Genomic DNA, 16,333 nt, shown 5'->3' on the forward strand with positions numbered 1-16,333 from the left:
TGGCCAACAAAAACACGTATGGAGAACAGGCCGATGGCTAACAAGGGCAAGGGACGGCTTTCAGGAAAGCGCGCCGTGGTCACCGGCGCGGGAAGCGGCATCGGCCGGGCCAGCGCCGTGCTGTTCGCGCTGGAAGGCGCCAGCGTCGTCGCGGTCGACCGCGTCGAGGAGGCGATCGACGAGACGGCGGCGATGATCCGCGCCAATGGCGGCAAAGTCATTTCTGTCGCCGCCGATGTCGGCGACGAGGAATCGGTGAAGACCTTCATCGATCTCAGCCTCAAGGAACATGGCGGCCTCGACGTCGTCTACGCCAATGCCGGGATCAGCGGCGGCCTCGTTCCCCTCGTCGAACAAACGGTGGACTACTGGCAGGAAATCCTGCGCATCAACCTCATCGGACCTTTCCTCGCCATCAAGCATGCGGCGCCGATCATGGCCAAGCAGGGCTTCGGCTCGATCGTCTGCACCGCCTCCGTCGCCGGGCTTCGCGCCAATGCCGGCGGCACGCCCTACAGCGCCAGCAAGGCCGGCGTCATCAGCCTCGTCCAGACGACCGCGAACGAGCTCTACGGCACCGGCGTCCGCGTCAACGCGATCTGCCCGGGCCTCATCGAGACCGGCATGACGAAGCCGATCTTCGACAATGCCCGCTCGCGCGGCACGGAAGGCAAGATCGGCCAGCTCAATCCCCTGAAGCGCAATGGTGTGCCGGAAGAGATCGCGCAGATGGCGCTCTTCCTCGCCAGCGACGACGCCTCCTATGTCAACGGTCAGGCGATCGCCGTCGATGGCGGGCTGTCGAGCACACATCCTTTCGCGGGCAAGCGCTAACCCTCAGAACTCGGCGTCGAGTTCTTCCAGCTCTTCCGGTTCGGCCTTGGCGCCCTTGATCCATTCGACCATGTGCGGCAGGGCGACGATGCGCTTGCAATAGGCGGCCGCAGGCTGGTCGAGATCGACGTCATAGGTGAGGAAGCGCGTGCAGACCGGCGCATACATGGCGTCGGCCATGGTCGGCTTCTTGCCGAAAAGGAAGGGGCCCTTGTAGCGGTCGAGCGCGTCCTCCCAGATTTCGATCACACGGTCGATATCGGCCTGGGCGCCGGCCCAGATTTTGAAGTCCGGGTAGCGGGCCTTGAGGTTCATCGGCAGGGCCGCCCGCAGATTGGCGAAACCCGAATGCATCTCACCCGAAATCGACCGGCAATGGGCACGGGCCGCCTGATCGGCCGGCAGAAGCCCGGCTTCCGGCTTGATTTCATGGAGATATTCGGCGATCGCCAGGGTATCCCAGACCTTGACCCCATGGTGGGTCAGGCAGGGCACCAGAAAAGAAGGCGAAAGCAGCAGCAACTCAGCCCGGGTGGACGGGTCGCTCGAGGAAAGCTGCTCTTCCACGAAATCCAGCCCGGCCATCTTGCAGAGCAGCCAGCCCCGCAACGACCAGGACGAGTAATTTTTACTGCTGATGGTCAGAGTTGCCTTGGCCATGAGCCGCCCCTTTCCCGCACCGGCGCGTCATGCGCGCGTAATAATTATCTCGCAGTGCAGCATAACTTGCACTAGCCTTTTCGTCGAACGGCCAAACTTTATGGCCGGAAACAGTGTCGATCCGGGGGGCGGGGCGCACCCATGTTGTATTACGCGTATCAGGCGCAAGCCGACCTGATGAAGCCTTGGCGTGCGGCGGCGGAAGCAGCCGCCCATCTTCTCAACAGTCCGCTGGTGAGCCAATTCGACTCGGCGACACTGCGCCACTGGGCCGCGGGCTTCGAGATGTTTTCGCGTGCCGGGCTCACCCATGGCCGGCCTCCCTTCGGGATCGATACGGTCCGGGTCGGCGACGAGGACGTACCGGTCCATGAGGAAGCGGCCTTCTCGACGCCCTTCGGAACGTTGCTGCGCTTCCGCAAGGAGCATGTGGCGACCGAGCAACCTCGGGTTCTGGTCATCGCGCCGCTCTCGGGACATTTCGCGACGCTGCTCAGAAATACCGTCGCCGTGCTTCTGCCCGACCACGACGTCTACATCACCGACTGGCACAATGCGCGCGACGTGAGCACGGAGGCCGGCCGTTTCGGCTTCGACGAATATGTGGATCATGTGATCCGCTTTCTCGAAGAGCTCGGGCCTGGCGCGCATCTCGTTTCGGTCTGCCAACCCTGTGCTCACGCCTTCGCGGCCGTCGCGGTGATGGCGGCGACGGACAATCCGGCGCAGCCTGCCAGCATGACGTTGATGGCGGGACCGATCGATACGCGCATCAACCCCACCAAGGTCAACGAACTCGCCACCACCCATTCGATCGAATGGTTCGAGAAGAACCTCATTTCGCGGGTGCCGCCGGGCTTCGAGGGCGCCGGCCGCCGCGTCTACCCGGGTTTCGTGCAGCTCACCGCCTTCATGAGCATGAACCCCAAGCGCCATATCGACACGCATGTCGATCTGCTCGGCCATATCGCGACCGGCAATGTCGAACGTGCCGAGGCGACCAAGACCTTCTACGACGAATATTTCGCGGTGCTCGACCTCACCGCCGAATTTTATCTCGAGACGGTGAACCTCGTTTTCCAGGAACATGTGCTGCCCAAGGGCCTGCTCACATGGCATGGTGAGAAGGTCGATCCGGCGGCGATCCGGCGCACGGCGCTTCTCACCGTCGAGGGCGAGAAGGACGACATCTGCTCCGTCGGCCAGACGCTCGCCGCGCAGGATCTCTGCACCAGCATTCGCCCCTACAAGAAGCGCCACCATCTGCAGGCCGGCGTCGGCCATTACGGAGTCTTCTCGGGCTCGCGCTGGGCGGGACAAATCTATCCCATCGTCCGCAACATGATCCTGGCGAACGACTGATACTTCACGTTGCCGCTGCGCTACTTCACATGCTCCAGATCCGGCGCGGCGAACTCCGCAAGCCTGTTGCCGAGTTCCGGCAGTTCGCGGCGCAGTTCCTCGAAGGCAAAGCCCAGCGTGAAAAGGCCGCCGACGGTTTCGGGCGCGAGCTGCGTCATCAGCGGGTCGGCCCGCAACCTGTCCACATCGTCTCCAAATCCGTCGATTGCCGCGATGAAAGCATCGGATTGCGGCGGCACGGTCCGGCTGCGCGCGGCGGCTGCCAACACGTTCAACTGCAATTCGACCGATGCCGTCACCTTGCCGAGCGAGGTCTTCAAACGGGCGATCACCGGCGCGGGCCAAGGCGTCGCCGTCGCGCGGCCGACCAGAATGAAGTCGTGGCGGACACGGCGCAGCGTGCGCAGCAATGCGTCCGTATCGCCATGCTCGGTGAGTCGCGCGGCCCTTTCACGCCTGGCATCCTCGCCGGCGGCTTCGGCGGAGACGATCTTGACGCGAAGGCGATCGTTGACGGCTTGAAGTCTCGCCTTCATCGACTGCGTGTCGGCATCCGGACCGAGGGACGCCATTTCAAGGTTCCAGGCCTCGGCGAGTAGCGACAGCACCGCACCGACGCGCTCGGCGAGGTCGGTCTGGGCGCGCGCGGGTAAAACGAACAGGGCCACGGCGACACCGATCACGCCGCCGAGGAGGATTTCAGCGACACGTTCGACCGCCAGCCAGAGGGCAGGCTCATGGCCCGATCGGCTGAGCACGACGATGATCGCGGTCACCGGCGCGATCTTGAAACTCGGATTGGCGGCCGAGAGGAAGGCGAGCGGCGCGAGCACCAGCGCGATGACGAGTCCTTCCTGGAGAAGTCCGTTCGCAGCCGCCAGGGTCGCCACAAATCCGGCAAAGGCCCCGGTCAACGTGCCGAGAAGCCGGTCGGTCGCCGCCTTCAGCGAACCGCCGAGATTGTTCTGCATGACAATCACGGCGGTCAGCACCACCCAGTATCCCTGCGGCAGGCCGAGCGTTCCCGCCAGGACGAAGGACAGGAAGGCGGCGACCACGACACGGACAGCAAATCGCTGCTCCGCGCGCCTCGCCGCCACGAAACGCCAGGCCGCCTTTGCGCGGGCGCCGAGATTCATCTTTGCGGGGCCAAACCCCGTGTCGCGCCATTGCATAGGCTGTCTTCTCGTCCTGGTCGTGACAGGGCCCTCATGACGCGACGCGGCGCCGGATGAGCTCTGTCGCCGACGGCGCAAGCATCTTACCGGCGACGGCGAGACCGCGACAACCGCGGCTCACAGAATGGCCGAAACGCTGGTGGTCCCCGTCGCGCCCGAAAGCGTCGCTCTGAGCTTGCAAGGCCCGAGCGCAAAACCGCCTACTCCATTCTGCGAGAAGCTCACCGCCTGCCCGACCGAAAACCAGTTCGCGCCGTCAGGGCTCGCTTCGAGGGAGATGGTCGCACCACCGAAAATGCCCCAGGCCCAGAACGTTCCCGTACCGCCTGTCCAGTCCACCGGGGTCGAGCTGCCGTTTGCCGTCGCTCCGTTCAGTATCGTCGCCATAATTTGGTCCTCGCTTTGTCGCGCAAATGCGCGGGTTGATCTGCGACATTCTGCGGGTACGGTAAGGGGGCGGGGATAAGTCGGCCCCGGAAGGCCGGGCGGCGCTAACAGGGCGGGAAGGCGGGGGTTTTTGTCGGGGTACCCATGCGAGTTCTGACGATCGCGGCCAATCTTGCCTCTATTTCGATGGCTTGTGTTCTAGTAGCCGGCTGCACCACCGAGAAGACGTCCTCGCCGACGCGCACAGCGACCGAGCAGTTGCTGATTTCGACCGCGGCCGATCGGGCGGCAAAGAATCTCTCGTTCCAGATGCCGGCGAGCAACAAGGTCTTCGTCGATTCCACAAATTTCGAGGGGACAGACGGCAAATACGCGATCAGCGTCATCAAGGATGAATTTCTGAAGCGCGGCATGCGTCTCGTCGCGGACAAGAAAGATGCCGATGCAATCGTCGAAATCAGATCCGGCGCCTTGTCCATCGACGAAAGCACGGCAATCGTCGGCATCCCGGAATTCAATATTCCGATCCCTGCCGCCGGCAACCTGACCTTCCCGGAGATTGCGCTCTTCAAGAAGTCGGAACGCCAGGGCCTCGCGAAGTTCGCCGCTACCGGCTACAGCACGCAGACGGGTGAACTCATCTCCTCGAGTGGCCCCAAATATGGTTTTTCGGAGAAGACGCAATGGGTGGTGGCGCTCTTCGTCTCCTGGACGACCAGCGATCTCCTCCCCCCGCAGCCGACCGAAAATGAAGGCTATTTCTTTACCCGCAGCTTACCGCTGCAGCGAGAAGACCTGCCCTTCCAGCAATGGCGTTGAGAGCGGAAAGACGCCGCTCCGTCGCGAGCGGCGTCTTTCCGGAACCGTCCTTCTACTGAACGACGCGCCAGGCACCGTCTTCGCCCAGACATGCGGTGCCGTAGCCCTGCTGCCACTGGCCGCCGACACGGATCGACGACTGGTATTCGCGGCAGTACTGGCCCGAGGCCGTACGATAGACGTCGGAGGTCGGCACGGCTTCGATGGGAGCCTGTGCGTAATAGCCGGCGGGCGGCGGCGCGTAGACCGTTGCCGGCGGCGGACTGTAATAGGCCGGCTGAGCCGGCTGCGCCATCAGGGTTGCGCCGAGCAAAAGGCCGACGCCGGCGGCGACCGCAACCGCCGCGCCATCATTGTCGTCGTGGCCGCGATCCCATCCGCCATGATGATGACCGCCGCCCCAGCCCCAGCTCTGAGGATGGCCGCCGCCATGCCCCCCGTGCCAGCCGCCGGCAAAGGCGGGGGCGAGCGGAAGCGCCACTGTGGTGAAGCCGACCAGCGCGAGCATCGCGGCCTTCGCCTTGAGCGATTTGCGTGTCTTGATCATCGAGACCTCCTTGAGACGGGGGCAAGCTGAACGATCAGGACGCTCACCCGTCTTTGATGTCTCGGAAAATAGCTCCCGGCGGCTGAACCGCCCATGAACGGGGCCATCGCTGGACGCCCAAATCCTGCCGCATTCGGTTCAGCGCAGGTTCAACCGCCGGATCTCATGGTGCCGATACGGGGCGCGCCGAAGCGGCCCGCGTCGTCAGGAGAGTCCTATGCCCAGATTGGCCGATCTCGTTTTCATGGCTCTGGTTGTTCTCGTGCTTGTCGGGAGCCTGCTCGAGCAACGCGACATCCGGAAGGCTCGCGCGGTCGAGTGAGCGCTAGGCAGCGAATGGTCTAGCGAGCCGGCACGGGCTGGGTCGGTCTGGCTTCGGGCCTTGACGGCGGATTGGCGGCACTCTTGAGGAATGTCTCGAAAGTCGGCCGGGTTTGTGTCGCCAGCGTCTCGCGCATGAGGGTTTGCGCCGCCGGCGAGGCATCCCGGTAAACATAGACGAGATCCGGCCGATATTGCGGGCTCGCCCAAAGGCTGCGCAGATCGGCTTCCACGTAGGGCTTCAGATCCTCCGGCAGGGCCGGAGCGCGCGCCAGCATCGCCGACAGGCGAAGAGTTGCGCAGGACGGCGTCGGCGGGCTGAGGATATAGGCAAGCCGCAGAGACGGCTCGGCGGCGGCGCCCGGCAGGCCATAGCGGGTTCCGGCATAGGCATAGGTCGCCCAGGCGCAGGCATCGTTCGGCGCGGCGATGATGGCGGCCCGCAAGGCGGCGGCAGCTTCGTTCCGCAAAGCGGCTATGTCGGGGCGGTCGGGGCGAAGCGCCAGCAGCGCCAGGCGCCCGTGCATCTTCTGAAGTTCCGCATTGTCCGGTTGCCACTTGGTTGCTTCGCGATAGGAAGCAAGCAGCGCATCCATATCCGCGACTGAAAGACCTGGCTCGGGAACGGCCTGAGCGAAGTGTTGCCATGACGTCGTTACGAGATAGGCAGCCACCCGCGGCAGCGCGAGACCAATCAGGACGAAGGCGACCAAGCAGGCAAAGCCGGGCACGAGAATGCGCGCGGCGGCCGAGGTGGTGTCTTCTCCCGACGACGCCATGATCGGCGCTCAATCGGCGTAGTAATGGCGATACTTGCCGTAGTAGTAGCCCTCGCTACCGCCATAACCGTATTTGGCGAGCTTCGAAGTGTCGACCTGCGCGAGAACCGCGCCGGCGAGATCGACATTGTAGCTGCGCAATTCCTTGATCGCCGAGAGGGCCGCGTCGCGCGGCGTCGTGTCCCATTTCACGATGAAGACAGTCTTGTCGGCAAGGAGCGCCAGGACGCGCGTATCGGCGACCGGCAAAACGGGCGCGCTGTCGATGACGACCAGATCGTAGACGCTGCTCACCTGTTCAAGCAGACGCCGCATCTGTGCGGAACCCAGCAGGTCCGGCGGGTTGGCGGCACCGGAGGCGACCGGCAGAATATCGAGGCCGGTAGCGCCGTCCTTGCGGATGACTTCCTCGATCGTGGCGCGGTTTGCCAGACATTCCACCAGGCCGTTCTCGACGCGATCCCAATTGAGCGCGCGGTGGACGGACGGATGCCGCAGATCGCAGTCGATCAGAAGCGTCTTGACCCCGGCGAAACCGGCGGCGCGCGCAAAGCTGACCGCGGTCGTCGTCTTTCCTTCGTCGGGAAGGGCGGACGTGAAAAGGATGATCCGCGGCGGCTTGTCGACATTGGAAAGTGCGAGCGCGGAACGCAATCCGCGAAGCGATTCCGAAAAGCCGGAAAGAGGTTTCTGAATAACGTAATCCTGCGGTCTGATCGGCTTTCCGTCGGCGTCCTTTTCGCGTGGCGTCTTCGGAATGGAGACCAGATGAGGAACAGTCAGCATGCTCTCAAGCTGCGGACCGGTCTGCACGCCATTGTCGAGATGATCGAGCAGGAACGCGACGCCGACGCCGAGCACGAGCGAGACACCGAAGGCGATCGCGGCGAAAAGACCCTTTTTCGGGAAAGAGGGAGATGTGGGAACCGCCGCGCGAGCTACGATGCGCGCATCGGAATTCTGTAGATCCTCCTGCTGCGACGTCTCCTTGAACCGGTTGAGAAACGACTCGTAGAGTGTACGGCTGGCAGCCGCCTCGCGCTGCAGTTCGTTCAGGCGCACGAAAGCCTGATCGTTTTCGCCGCTCTTGTGCTGCAGATCGTCGAGGCTCTTCTGAAGCGCGTTCACCCGCGTATCGGCGACCATGGCCTCGTTCGAAAGGCTCGCCACGATCCGTTGCACTTCGTTCTGGATTTGGCTTTCGAGGTCGCGACGCTCGGATTCGAGGTTCAAGATCGCCGGATGTCTCGGCCCGTATTTGGCCGACAGATCGCCCTGTTTGCGCGCAAGTTCGGCCTGCTGTTTACGCAGATCGTTGATGACGGTGGACTGCATCACATCCACGACGGATTCGATGCTGCCGCCGCTCTGCAGAATTTGCCGCGCGCGACCGTATCTCGCCTGCTTTTCGGCGCGGTCGGTTCGGGCGAGAATCAATTGGGCGTTGAGTTCGGAGAGCTGCTGCTCGGTCAGCGTTCCCGTCTGCGTGACGACGATACCGTTCTGGCTCTTGTAAAGTTCGACGGCGCGCTCGGAAGCCTCAAGCTGGCGGCGCAGTTGCTCGAGACGGCTGGAGAGCCAGTCGTTCGCCTGCTTTGTCGCGTCGAACTTCGCCTCAAGCTGGCTCACGATATAGACGTCGGCAATCGCGTTGGCGATCTGGGCCGCCCTGGCCGGCGAGGCCGAGGTATAGGACACGTCGATGACGTAGGTCAGGCCGCGGCGGCGGATGTCCTCGTTGGCGATCAACGTGTCGATCGCCTGGTTTATCTGCTCTTCTTCCTTCTCGTTCGAAGGCGTGGCGGTGGACGACGCCGCGGGAAAGAGCGAACCGATCAACCGGATGGGATTGATTTCGCTGAAAAAAGAGACCGAACGGAGAGAGGGATTGAACTCCGGGTCCTTGAGCAGCGACAGTTCCTGAACCACCCGCCTGGCGATCGTGCGGGATTTGAGAATTTCGGTTTCGGTATCGATCGTCGGCGAATCCGATCCGAGCCCGGCCATGACCGCGTCGAAATCGACGATCTTGCTGTGCTGGGTATCGATCTTAACCTGCGTGCTGGCCGTATAGAGCGGCGTCAACTGGTAGACGGACACCATGACCAGCGCCGTGACGGCAATCACGATGCTGGCAATCACACTGCGCCGCCGTCTCAGCGTCCGCAGCAATTTGACGAGGTCGACTTCGGAAGACATATCATCTTCGGGAGCGTTATATCCCCCTGACAAGCCGGCAGGGCTACCCGCCCGCTGAAGCGGCGCATTCATAAAATCACCAAACTATGAGGCATCACTGCCCCGTCAGCCATTGCCGACACGCCCCGGCGGGCCGCGTCGACAATCAAGCTCTTCCCGGCAAGCTCTTGCTCAGAGCTGGCCCCGCACCGTGATGCCGACCCTGTTTTGCGTATAGTCCCGGCCCGGCAAGTTCGAATTCCTGTCGATGAAGCCGTAATTGATGCCGACCGCAAAATTCTGGTTGAGAAGGTAAGAAGCCCCGATCAACGCCGAATAGATGTCGTCCTCGCGGGGATTGTCGCCGAAATCGTCGTTCTCGTAACCGATATCTCCACTGAGGACCAGATTGCGGAGCAGCTCGTGGTCGATGCCGATGCCGACCATTTGCGCCGTATAACCCGACGCTGCTGGGTCGATCGTCTCGTCGATCGTCGAGGAAGCGCTGAAGCGAACCGTCGTCAGCGTGGTCACGAACCAGTTGACGTTCGCGCCATAGGCGATACCGCTGGTCGACGAGAAGTTCGCACTATCATAGTCCTGGTGCTGATAGCCGACATATAGTCCGCCCTCGGCAAGCCGAGACAGCTTGAATTCCGAACCCACGACAGCCGCATAACCGTCCGAGCTGCGGTCGGTCGGCGTGGTCTCGTCATAGCTGCGCTTGTTGAGCGAACCCTGGACGTAAACATTCGTATCGGGAGAGACGTCATAGCCGACACGCAGCGCGCCGAGATATTCGTCGCGATCGCGGAAATCCTGATCGAGCGTTCCGCCGCCGACCTGAGGCGCATCCTTGTAATCGTAATTGTCATAGGTACCGGTCAGTCTCGCCGTCACCCGGTTGAAGCGCTGGTTGAGCCCCAACGAAGCGTCGAAAAGATTGTATTCCGTAGGCTCCGCCGCCGCCGAGGGTGAATTGGGCGAACCACGATCTTCATGGGCCTGACGATAATCCACGCCGCCGGTGAAGAAGGTGTCGCGCAACACGTCGAGCCGCCCGTCCGCACCGACATTCCAGTCCAGACGATTTTCCGAGACGTGATCGTTGTACCAATACTTGCTGAGACCGGCATTGAAGTTCAGCGCGTGCCGCGACCACAGCGACTTGATGTCGATCTGCGGCGACACGGCGGTGATGAAGTCGCTGTCCTCGTTCGTATCGGTCGCATAGATGTTGTCGTTATAGGTCTCGCTGACGTCGACCTTGGGCAGGATCAGGAAGGCCCCGGCCCGAATGCCGACGGCGTCGTAGCCCGGGCGGGCGCGATCGCGAACGCTCTGACCGCGGGCGTCCTGAATTTCAGTTTGCGACGAAGGCGTAATCGAATCCGCCAATGCCGCTCCCGACACACCGAGAAGGGACATGGCCGGAATCATCAGGCAGAAACGAACGTGCTTCATCAGGTATCTCCAAATTGGCTGCATTCACGATCAAGCGAGAGCGCGAATGAAAATCTCTCGGCGCCGAGAGGCGTGCCCGAGGTTAGTTCGGGCTCCGCTCGCTCGTCGTGTTCTGCGCTTGCTGAAGGAGATTGTCGCCACCGGCGGCGAGACCGCTGGTTTCGAGTTCGTCCATCGCTTCGGCATACGCGTCCTTGAGTTCGCCGATATCGGAAGCTTCGACCTGCGCGACGATCCGGGCGGCTGTGTCGACGGTTTCCGGGTTGCCCTGAAGGCGATTGACCGCGATCGCAATGCCCTTGCCGGCGGTACGGCGATTGCTGGCGTTGAAATATTTAGCGACACCGATGACGTTGGCCGAGATGCCCTCGGCGCCGGTACCTGCATCTGCGACAACCAGACCGAGCGCGGCGGCGAAATCGTCCGGCGAAATTCCGGGCGTGCTTTCGATCGCATCGGCGACAGCCTTGAGAGCGATCGGCGATGCGTTGTCACCCAGCGCGGCGATCGCCTCAGCGGCGGCTGTAGCCGGATTGCCGGAGTTGGCGATGATCGACGCGAGTTCCGCCGACAACGCCGCGCCATCGATATCACCGGCATGGGCCGACACGGCCTGACGAACATCGTCGGCAACCGCGGCTTGTGCCGTATCGGCGACGAGCTGACTGCCGCCTGTCACGGACAGCGTCAGCAAGAGGGCGCCCACCCAATGCTTTGTCATCATAAGCTTACCCCTTCACATCAGCGAGACATGGACCACAACCAGGCCACCTGACTATTTGTTTAGAAATACCACACCGAAGCCGTGGAACAAAGTTCGTAAGGTCTCATTAACCTGTTTCGCCGCCCGACTTTAACAGCCTGTGCGTCCTTTTCCGCAGGTTGTGCTATTGCAGCATCATATTGGCGCACACAAGAGACGCCCAGGATGAATTCGGCTTCGCGCGCTAAAAATGTCCGCCGCAAGATGACCGGTGTCAGAAAAAGCGTTCAGGAACACGGACGATGTCGCCCGGCAGCACCTTTACCTGCTGGGACGCCTGATATTGCGTTTCACTCCCCTTGCCGCGCGTTATGTAGACGGTCCCCGTATTTGCCCGGTAGGTGAAGCCCCCGGCGACCGCGACGGCATTCAGCACCGTCATATCGCTCGTGTAAGGATACTGGCCCGGCTTCTCGACCTCGCCAATGATGTAGAAGGGCCGGTAATTCAGCACTTCCGCGCTGACTTTGGGGCTCGTCAGATAGCCTTGGGACAGCTTGCCCCCGACTTCTTTCTCGAATTGCTCAAGCGTGAGCCCGGCCGCCTGAACCTGTCCGATGAGCGGAAGCGACACCTTACCCGTGCCCGTAACGTCGAATTCGCCGGACAGATCCTGCTCGCCATAGACGATCAGGCGCAGCTTGTCGCCGGCGCCCAGCACGTATGCGATATCGGGCGCCGGCTGAACGGCATCCGACACCGCCGAAGACGCTTCCGCGCTCCGCTCCGGCGCAGACGGCGCATTGCCGGCACATGCCGCCAAAGCCATCAGTCCGACTATGGACAAGACAGTCAGAACAGATCTCCGGAGGAGATCCGCGCCCGCGAGTTTCATTTGCCCACCCTTTATTTCAGTTCCGGCAGATACGGAAAACGACAAGCTCAAAATACTCCAAAATATCATCGGCGCCATGACGGCGTGATTATCTTGCGGCGCCTGCAAAGGCAGCCATGGGAATGTCGGCGCTCTGGAGGACGCGCGTCTCCTGGCGTTCCAGAACGAGACAAGTCAACACATTGGTCATGTAGGCCCCGGTGTCTATGCCGATGCGGTTATCCTTGAAGACAGGCCGCTCCTTCGGCGTATGCCCGTGAACGACGATCTTGCCGAACCATGCATCGGACTGAAGAAACTTGTCCCTGATCCACAGCATGTCGTCCTCGACCTGCCGATCCAGCCTGACGCCGGGCGCAACGCCCGCATGGACGAAGAAGTAGTCGCCGAACTCGACCGAGAGCTGGAGCGAATCCAGAAAGCGCCGATGCGCCAGCGGCATGGTCCTCTCCAAACGGGCCCGCGCCCGCTCGAAATCCGAAGGATCGTCGCTCAGCGTCAATTCGGTGATCCCGTAGGAATGCAGCGTCTCAAGGCCGCCATAATATTTCCAGGTGCGGCCGAAATTGGCGTCGCGGAGAAACTCGAGCATGGCGGCCTCGTGATTGCCCTTGAGATGGACCGCCTCGAAACCAGCAAGGGGGCGCGTCGTCAGCCGGTCGAGCACCTGCCTGGACTGCAACCCTCGATCAATATAGTCGCCAAGATAGATCAATATGTTGCGGGCCGGCGGACGGGTACGGGCGTCCGCCTCGATGCGCGCCAGAAGGCCGCCAAGCAGGTCGTCGCGGCCGTGAATGTCGCCGATGGCATAGAGCCTTACGCCATCGGGCACCGCCGCCGGCCTACGTTCGACAATTCCCGCCGCCTCGCGAATTCGTCTTACGATTCCTTCAAACACGTTCGACCCGAACTTTCGCGCCTTGGGGCTGGCCCGCGACAGCCCCGTGGGACATATCCGCAACCATCCGCCCCTTGTGGTAGAGCATTCTACCGCAAGCTCGCAACAGTAGTATCCCGTGGTACGGGCCGTGCAAGCAAGGCGCAACCCGATCCGGACCCGTTAACGAAGAATATGTTATGGTGCCGGTCATATCCCGCCGGCCCCTCTTGTCGGCAGTCAACGACCAGGACAGCCCCTTGTCACCCGCAAATAAATCCAAAGAGCCGGAAAACTCCAGCCATCTTGCTTCGGCCCACCGTACGCTCGATCTCGAAATCGCCGGCCTGAAAGCACTTGCCGCGTCACTCGATGGTCGCTTTTCGGAGGCCGTCGAGCGCCTTTTCGCGGTCAAGGGCCGCATCGTGGTCACGGGGATGGGCAAGAGCGGCCATATCGGACGCAAAATCGCCGCCACCCTCGCCTCGACGGGCGCGCCCTCGCAGTTCGTCCATCCGGCGGAAGCCAGCCATGGCGACCTCGGCATGATCACCCGCGACGATGCAATTCTCGCCCTGTCCTGGTCGGGCGAGTCCGCCGAGCTCCTGAGCATCATCTCCTATACCAAGCGCTTCGCGATTCCGCTGATCGCGATCACCGCCGAGGCAAAGAGCGCGCTCGGCGAGGCCGCCGATATCGCCCTCGTGCTGCCCAAGAGCGAGGAAGCGTGTTCGAACACCAACGCACCGACGACGTCAACGACGATGCAACTCGCCCTGGGCGATGCGCTCGCCGTCGCGCTCATCGAGCGTCGCGGATTCACGGCGAGCGATTTCCGCATCTTCCATCCAGGCGGCAAGCTCGGCGCGCAGCTTCGCCATGTCTCCGACATCATGCACAGGGGCGACGAGATGCCGCTCGCCAAGGCCGACACGCCGATGTCGGAGGCGTTGATCGTGATGTCGAGCAAGAGCCTCGGCTGCCTCGGCATTGTCGACGACCGGGGACTTCTCGCCGGCCTCGTCACCGATGGCGATCTTCGTCGCCACATGGGCGCCGGGCTTCTCGAAAAGCGCGTCGGCGAGATCATGAACGTGTCGCCGAAAACGGTTCCGCCGACCATGTTCGCGACCGAGGCGCTGAATTTTCTCAACGAGAAGAAGATCACCAGCCTCTTCGTGGTCGAGAACGGCAAGCCGGTGGGCGTCGTCCATGTCCACGACTTCCTGAGGGCGGGCGTCGCCTGAACCGGCCGCCCACGGGGCGAACGCTCCTAAAGCCGGCGCACGAGAAAGCCGGGGGCGAAACGGACGACGAGCATGACAAAGCGCCACCAGAAGGGGACATAAATCACGCCGCGCCTACCCTTTTTCACGGCGGCTGCAATGTCCTTGCCGACGGATTGAGCGCTCGCCCAGAGGGCGCCTTTTGGAAATGCCGCCGTCATCGGCGTATCGACGAAGCCCGGCTTCACCACCAGGACCTTGACGCCCTTGCCGGCCAGCGCGAGAGCCATGCCTTCGCCCATGACCGACAGCAGCGCCTTCGAGGCGCCATAGATGTAGTTGCTCGGCCGCCCGCGATCCCCGGCAACGGATGAAACGACGACAAGCGTGCCGGAGCCCTGAAGCGACAGGATATTACCGATACGGATCATCAACGCGGCGGGCCCCGCGGTGTTGACGCGCAGTGCATCGAGCGTTTCGGCGGCCGACGCCTCGCAGGCCTGCTGGTCCGGAAGAACGCCTTGTGCAATCAGCGCCATGTCGATGCCGCCCAGCGCCGCCTGCGCAGCGTCGCAAAGCTCATCGAGCGCGCCAAGTTCGGCAAGATCCGCGACCCTGACCGTCACCTCCGCCGCACCGCGCACTTCGAGGTCGGCTGCAACATCGGCAAGCGTTCTTTCATTGCGCGCGACCAGAAAAAAGCGTGCGCCCTCCCCCGCCAAGGATCGCGCGGTCTCCTGCGCGATCGCCGAAGTCGCACCGAAGATCAGGACGCGGTTCATCAGGCATTCTCCATGACACGCCGCGCGAAGCTGGAACCGAAGCGCGGATCGACGAAGTTACGGAACGTATTTCGCTGCGGATAGCCATGTCCGAAACAGGCGGGCGACATGCGCGCATCCTTGGCTGGATAAAGACGCCCTCCGGCTTCCATCACAATGGCATCGAGCCGGTCGAGCAGCGCGAAGGTCTTTTCGCCCAGGATCGGGAAGTCGAGTGCCAGCGTCGTCCCGGGCATCGGGAAGGAGAGAAGGCCCGGCGAAGCGAGATCGCCGAAAACCTTGAAGACGACGAGGAAAGAGCCCTGCCCGCTACGGCCGATCTCCGCCAGCAGGGCTTCCGAGACGTCGCGTTGATCGCGCGCTGGCACCACGGCCTGGTATTGAAGGAACCCCCTGGGGCCGTAAATGCGATTCCAGTTCGCGATCGCGTCGAGCGGATAGTGGAAGGCGTCGAGGGTCCAGACCCTCTCCACGATGCGCGGCGTCTGGCGGTTGTAGTAGGCCGCGTTGAAGGCTTTCAGCGTCCACCGGTTGACGAGCGACATGGGCGGCATGACCGGGACGGCCAGCGGCAGGGGCCGACGCGCCTTGATTCCGCCGGCGGCATCGGCGTCGAGAACGTTTGCCCGTAGAAAATGACCGCGCCCGAAGGTCTCGCCGCGGCCGAGGCAATCTATCCAGGACACCACATATTCATGGCTCGCTGCCGATTCGGCGCTCAGAACGAAAAATTCGTCGAGACCGCCGAACTTGATCGACTGGCCGGCGACATACGACGAGCCGACCCGCTTCAACTGCAGCGTCGCCCGCGTAATGAGACCTGTGAGGCCGAGTCCGCCGATGGTCGCGGCGAAATAATCGGCATTCTCGGCCGGCGAGCAGGACAGCCTTGTTCCGTCCGAACGCAGGAGTTCGAAGCCTCTTATGTGGCGTCCGATCGTCCCCTCGCGGTGATGGTTCTTGCCGTGCACGTCGTTGGCGATGGCGCCGCCCAGCGTCACGAATTTCGTGCCGGGCGTGACGGGCAGAAACCAGCCATGCGGCAGGGCCACGTCGATGATTTCGGCGAGAGAGACGCCCGTCTCGCAGGCGATCTCGCCGGTCTGGCGATCGAAGGAAATGAAGCGGTCGAGGCTCGTGGTGTCGATGAGCGTGCCGCCGCCATTCAGGCAACTGTCGCCATAGCTGCGGCCAAATCCGTGGGCGAGGACGCTGCCCTCCGGCGGCAAGGGAAGCGGCTCATGACGGTTCGGCATGCCGACGACGCTCTGCGCGACGCGCGGGTAACGGCCCCAGCTCATGGCTTTCATCGTCGCGG

General features: G+C 62.7%; 16 protein-coding genes. 4 read left to right on the forward strand and 12 right to left on the reverse strand.

Features of this window, described 5'->3' with window-relative positions; translation table 11 throughout:
• Positions 1-33: 33 nt before the first annotated feature.
• The gene (locus tag VMR03_RS07865; protein WP_325403949.1) at positions 34-834 is read left to right on the forward strand and encodes an SDR family NAD(P)-dependent oxidoreductase; all 801 of its coding nucleotides are present in this window, start codon (positions 34-36) and stop codon (positions 832-834) included.
• 3 nt (positions 835-837) lie between these two features.
• On the opposite strand, the gene VMR03_RS07870 is transcribed toward VMR03_RS07865, so the two are convergent.
• Complete coding sequence (locus VMR03_RS07870; RefSeq protein ID WP_325403951.1) at positions 838-1,494, reverse strand: glutathione S-transferase family protein; 657 nt, start codon at positions 1,492-1,494, stop codon at positions 838-840.
• Between the two features lie 141 nt (positions 1,495-1,635).
• Here VMR03_RS07870 and VMR03_RS07875 point away from each other — a divergent pair, with 141 nt between their 5' ends.
• A complete protein-coding gene (locus tag VMR03_RS07875; RefSeq protein ID WP_325403953.1) occupies positions 1,636-2,856 on the forward strand; it encodes a polyhydroxyalkanoate depolymerase in 1,221 nt (406 codons plus the stop codon).
• A gap of 20 nt (positions 2,857-2,876) precedes the next feature.
• Here the strand turns inward: VMR03_RS07875 and VMR03_RS07880 are convergent, their stop codons facing one another.
• Positions 2,877-4,031: an FUSC family protein gene (locus VMR03_RS07880; protein WP_325403955.1), complete on the reverse strand. Its 1,155-nt coding sequence runs from the start codon at positions 4,029-4,031 to the stop codon at positions 2,877-2,879.
• 120 nt (positions 4,032-4,151) lie between these two features.
• Entirely contained in the window at positions 4,152-4,421 is a 270-nt protein-coding gene (locus VMR03_RS07885) for a hypothetical protein (RefSeq protein WP_325403957.1), read from the reverse strand.
• 144 nt (positions 4,422-4,565) lie between these two features.
• Between VMR03_RS07885 and VMR03_RS07890 the strand changes: the two genes are divergently transcribed.
• On the forward strand, positions 4,566-5,240 hold the full coding sequence (locus tag VMR03_RS07890; protein ID WP_325403959.1) for a DUF6655 family protein: 675 nt from the start codon (positions 4,566-4,568) through the stop codon (positions 5,238-5,240).
• A 52-nt stretch (positions 5,241-5,292) separates the two neighbouring features.
• Here the strand turns inward: VMR03_RS07890 and VMR03_RS07895 are convergent, their stop codons facing one another.
• From VMR03_RS07895 to VMR03_RS07925, 7 genes are all read right to left on the reverse strand, one after another.
• Complete coding sequence (locus VMR03_RS07895; RefSeq protein ID WP_325403961.1) at positions 5,293-5,787, reverse strand: hypothetical protein; 495 nt, start codon at positions 5,785-5,787, stop codon at positions 5,293-5,295.
• 341 nt (positions 5,788-6,128) lie between these two features.
• On the reverse strand, positions 6,129-6,887 hold the full coding sequence (locus VMR03_RS07900) for a hypothetical protein (RefSeq protein ID WP_325403963.1): 759 nt from the start codon (positions 6,885-6,887) through the stop codon (positions 6,129-6,131).
• A gap of 9 nt (positions 6,888-6,896) precedes the next feature.
• Positions 6,897-9,086 carry a GumC family protein gene (locus VMR03_RS07905; RefSeq protein ID WP_325403965.1) on the reverse strand — a complete coding sequence of 730 codons (2,190 nt, stop codon included), beginning with the start codon at positions 9,084-9,086 and terminating at the stop codon, positions 6,897-6,899.
• A 171-nt stretch (positions 9,087-9,257) separates the two neighbouring features.
• Entirely contained in the window at positions 9,258-10,529 is a 1,272-nt protein-coding gene (locus VMR03_RS07910; protein WP_325403967.1) for an outer membrane beta-barrel protein, read from the reverse strand.
• 82 nt (positions 10,530-10,611) lie between these two features.
• The gene (locus VMR03_RS07915) at positions 10,612-11,253 is read right to left on the reverse strand and encodes a hypothetical protein (protein WP_325403969.1); all 642 of its coding nucleotides are present in this window, start codon (positions 11,251-11,253) and stop codon (positions 10,612-10,614) included.
• 253 nt (positions 11,254-11,506) lie between these two features.
• A complete protein-coding gene (locus VMR03_RS07920) occupies positions 11,507-12,172 on the reverse strand; it encodes a polysaccharide biosynthesis/export family protein (protein ID WP_325403971.1) in 666 nt (221 codons plus the stop codon).
• A gap of 43 nt (positions 12,173-12,215) precedes the next feature.
• Positions 12,216-12,962, reverse strand: coding sequence for a metallophosphoesterase family protein (locus tag VMR03_RS07925; RefSeq protein WP_325403973.1), 747 nt, complete (start codon positions 12,960-12,962; stop codon positions 12,216-12,218).
• Between the two features lie 245 nt (positions 12,963-13,207).
• On the opposite strand from VMR03_RS07925, the gene VMR03_RS07930 reads away from it, so the two are divergent.
• Positions 13,208-14,254, forward strand: a complete 1,047-nt coding sequence (locus tag VMR03_RS07930; protein WP_414693158.1) for a KpsF/GutQ family sugar-phosphate isomerase — start codon at positions 13,208-13,210, stop codon at positions 14,252-14,254.
• Between the two features lie 26 nt (positions 14,255-14,280).
• Here VMR03_RS07930 and VMR03_RS07935 read toward each other — a convergent pair whose 3' ends face one another.
• The gene (locus VMR03_RS07935) at positions 14,281-15,015 is read right to left on the reverse strand and encodes an SDR family NAD(P)-dependent oxidoreductase (protein WP_325403977.1); all 735 of its coding nucleotides are present in this window, start codon (positions 15,013-15,015) and stop codon (positions 14,281-14,283) included.
• The gene (locus VMR03_RS07940; protein ID WP_325403979.1) at positions 15,015-16,325 is read right to left on the reverse strand and encodes an FAD-binding oxidoreductase; all 1,311 of its coding nucleotides are present in this window, start codon (positions 16,323-16,325) and stop codon (positions 15,015-15,017) included. Before VMR03_RS07940 ends, VMR03_RS07935 begins: the two co-directional genes overlap by 1 nt.
• Positions 16,326-16,333: the final 8 nt, after the last annotated feature.

The organism is Parvibaculum sp. (genome assembly GCF_035511255.1).
Classification (GTDB): Bacteria; Pseudomonadota; Alphaproteobacteria; order Parvibaculales; family Parvibaculaceae; genus Parvibaculum.